Source organism: Campylobacter sp. 110 (genome assembly GCF_002383965.1).
GTDB classification, from domain to species: Bacteria; Campylobacterota; Campylobacteria; order Campylobacterales; family Campylobacteraceae; genus Campylobacter_D; species Campylobacter_D coli.
Window position 1 is genome coordinate 1 of sequence record NZ_NXBD01000040.1, and the last position, 2,388, is coordinate 2,388.

At 29.4% G+C, this 2,388-nt stretch carries 5 protein-coding genes and 1 pseudogene; all 6 read left to right on the forward strand.

Going from position 1 to position 2,388, the window contains the following annotated elements; all coding sequences use genetic code 11:
• Positions 1-285: pseudogene (locus BGS43_RS05010) on the forward strand (hypothetical protein); the annotation flags it as partial.
• Between the two features lies 1 nt (position 286).
• Positions 287-736, forward strand: coding sequence for a hypothetical protein (locus BGS43_RS05015; RefSeq protein ID WP_096568397.1), 450 nt, complete (start codon positions 287-289; stop codon positions 734-736).
• Between the two features lie 12 nt (positions 737-748).
• Entirely contained in the window at positions 749-1,387 is a 639-nt protein-coding gene (locus tag BGS43_RS05020) for a DUF4376 domain-containing protein (RefSeq protein WP_096568394.1), read from the forward strand.
• Positions 1,384-1,764, forward strand: a complete 381-nt coding sequence (locus BGS43_RS05025) for a hypothetical protein (RefSeq protein WP_096569074.1) — start codon at positions 1,384-1,386, stop codon at positions 1,762-1,764. Before BGS43_RS05020 ends, BGS43_RS05025 begins: the two co-directional genes overlap by 4 nt.
• Positions 1,761-2,234 carry a hypothetical protein gene (locus tag BGS43_RS05030; RefSeq protein WP_004286869.1) on the forward strand — a complete coding sequence of 158 codons (474 nt, stop codon included), beginning with the start codon at positions 1,761-1,763 and terminating at the stop codon, positions 2,232-2,234. The genes BGS43_RS05025 and BGS43_RS05030 overlap by 4 nt, the downstream gene beginning before the upstream one ends.
• The coding region (locus BGS43_RS10250) for a DUF5675 family protein (RefSeq protein ID WP_257841429.1) at positions 2,224-2,388 on the forward strand (165 nt) is incomplete at its 3' end. The genes BGS43_RS05030 and BGS43_RS10250, both read left to right, overlap by 11 nt.

The following is a 2,388-nucleotide window of genomic DNA, read 5'->3' on the forward strand; positions in this document are numbered from 1 at the left end:
GATTATGGTGGTGGAATTAGAAATCTTGGCACAACTGGCAGTATAAATCTAGATTTAAGACAAGCTCAGCATTTTATCTTAACAATGACAGCCAGAGGAGCTATTGGTATAGCAAATTGGGGTGGAGCAGGTAAAAGTGGAACTATCACTGTCAATAATGCTCAAAATATCACTGCTTTTTCGGCACCTTTTAAATTTAGAATAGCTCAAAGTGGATTTAGTGGCACTGAAACTTTTGCTTATTTTTGCATAGCTTCGAATAATGTAAGATTAGTAAGGACTTAAAATGAACTGCCTCCTTCTTTCTAATAATGGCATAGCACTAAATTTACCTCCATCTTTAGGAGGCTCGGTTGCAAATTATAATTATATGTTAAAGCTAGACATGATTTATAAACAAGCAGTGGTATTGCCATCAAATATTAATAATAAAGAAGTGGTTATGTTAGGCGAAGTTTGGACGACTGGAAGTATGTCTAATAAAACTTCTGCAAATACTTTGAATATCACATGGAACATTTTTAACTCTAATGTAGAATTGCATGGTTTAAGTAAATATTACGCTGCCAATGCAAAAATCAAAGTAGAGAAAAAATTCAAATTTGGAAATATAAATAACTTACAAATAATGCTAAGTTCTTATCAAAGTGGTAGTGCAAATGCAACTCCTGGTTGGAATTTAGGTGGTGGGAATAGATTAAACCCAAGAGCAAAATTAACATTATACTGGAATTAAGAAAGGATAAATATGTTTTATGATTTAAAAAATAAAAGTTTAAAATATGATGATATTTTTTTAAAAGATGTAAAAATACAAAACGAAGAAGGTGAAATTGATGCACAAGATATTTATTTTTTAAGTGCTTGCGATAATGAGCTTTTAAAAGAGCTTGGTTTTGCTAAAGTTGAAGAAGAAGAAGAAGTGCCAAGCTTTGATGAAAAAACACAGACACTTAAGCAAGTTCAAAATTACGATGAAGAAAATAATCTTTATATTGTTTCTTATGAGATTAAAGAAAAAACCTTAGAAGAGTTAAAAGAATTAAAATTAGAAGAGTTAAAAGCTATAAAAGAAGAAAAGCTTTTGTTTATGCCTTTTAAAAATACTACATTTCAAATTGATACTGAAGCAAAAATTAATATCAGCGGAAAAGTTAGCGAGATAATGTTAGCAAATCTTAATAATACTCCTTTGGAAAATATTGCTTGGATTGATCAAGATAATAAAATCACTACATTTAACAAAGAAGAATTTCTAGAATTTGGGGTTGGTATCGCTAAATATACTGAAAGTATTATTTTTAAAAATGATGAACTAAGAAATAAAGTGAAAAATGCCACATCTTTAGAAGAATTAAATTTAATTGCATGGGAGAGTGAAAAATGAGTGCTGAAAATATAATAAAAGAAGGTACTATACTCGGTTCTTTAAGTGGATCTGCATTATTAGGATTGATGGTTTTTGTCTTAGCTGGGATTGCATGGCATTTATATAAAACTTTACATAAAGAAGCTGGGGAAAGAACCAAAGAACTTATAAGTGAAACCAAAAATACCAATGTTCTTATTAGAGAACAAATTGCAGTATCCAGAGCAAGTAATGATAGCTTAATCAAATTTATACAAACGCATTGCTCTAAAACTAACGATAAGCTAGAAGCTATAGAAACAGATCTTATGCGAATGGATGAAAGGCTTGTTAAGCTCACTCAAATAAGAAATGATGAGTTAAGAATGATTTATAAAAGAAAGGAAAACGAATGAAAATTGCATTTTATAAAGTTAAAGAAAATGACAAATCTACTTTTCTTGATAAAGCAATAGCTTTTTTTACTTCATCTTGGAAAGAAAGATTAAATGGAGATTTTTTAAAATCCTATTCTCACTGTGAAATAATCTTAGACAATTTAATGATTAGCTCAAGTCCTAGAGATAAAGGAGTAAGAATAAAAGAATTTAAAGACACTGGCAGATGGGATTTTATAGAAATCAATGATATAAATGAGACAAAAATAAAAGAATTTCTTTACTCTCAAATAGGAAAAAAATATGATTTTTTAGGAATTTTGGGTTTTTTCACATTCACAAAAGATAGTGAAGACAAATGGTTTTGCTCTGAAATCATAATAAGAGCGTTGCAAATAGGCGGCTTGGTTGAACTAGGAGATATGAATGCAGGAAGCTCAAGTCCTAATAGATTATATAAAAAACTAAAGGATACAAATGAAAATTAAAATCATTAGAAGATACACAGGTAAAACTTGCGTTATTGGTAAATTTAAGGTTTTAGATGATGAAGAAAAAATTCTTTTTGAATGCTTTGCATTGGAAGAAGACAAAGAAGGTTTAGAAAGTGGCAAAGATTTAAGAATACCTGAAGGAAATTAT

Coding starts and splice junctions, on each gene's coding strand:
- BGS43_RS05020 (WP_096568394.1), top strand. CDS start 749: ATGTTTTATGATTTAAAAAATAAAAGTTTAAAATATGATGATATTTTT.
- BGS43_RS05015 (WP_096568397.1), top strand. CDS start 287: ATGAACTGCCTCCTTCTTTCTAATAATGGCATAGCACTAAATTTACCT.
- BGS43_RS05030 (WP_004286869.1), top strand. CDS start 1,761: ATGAAAATTGCATTTTATAAAGTTAAAGAAAATGACAAATCTACTTTT.
- BGS43_RS05025 (WP_096569074.1), top strand. CDS start 1,384: ATGAGTGCTGAAAATATAATAAAAGAAGGTACTATACTCGGTTCTTTA.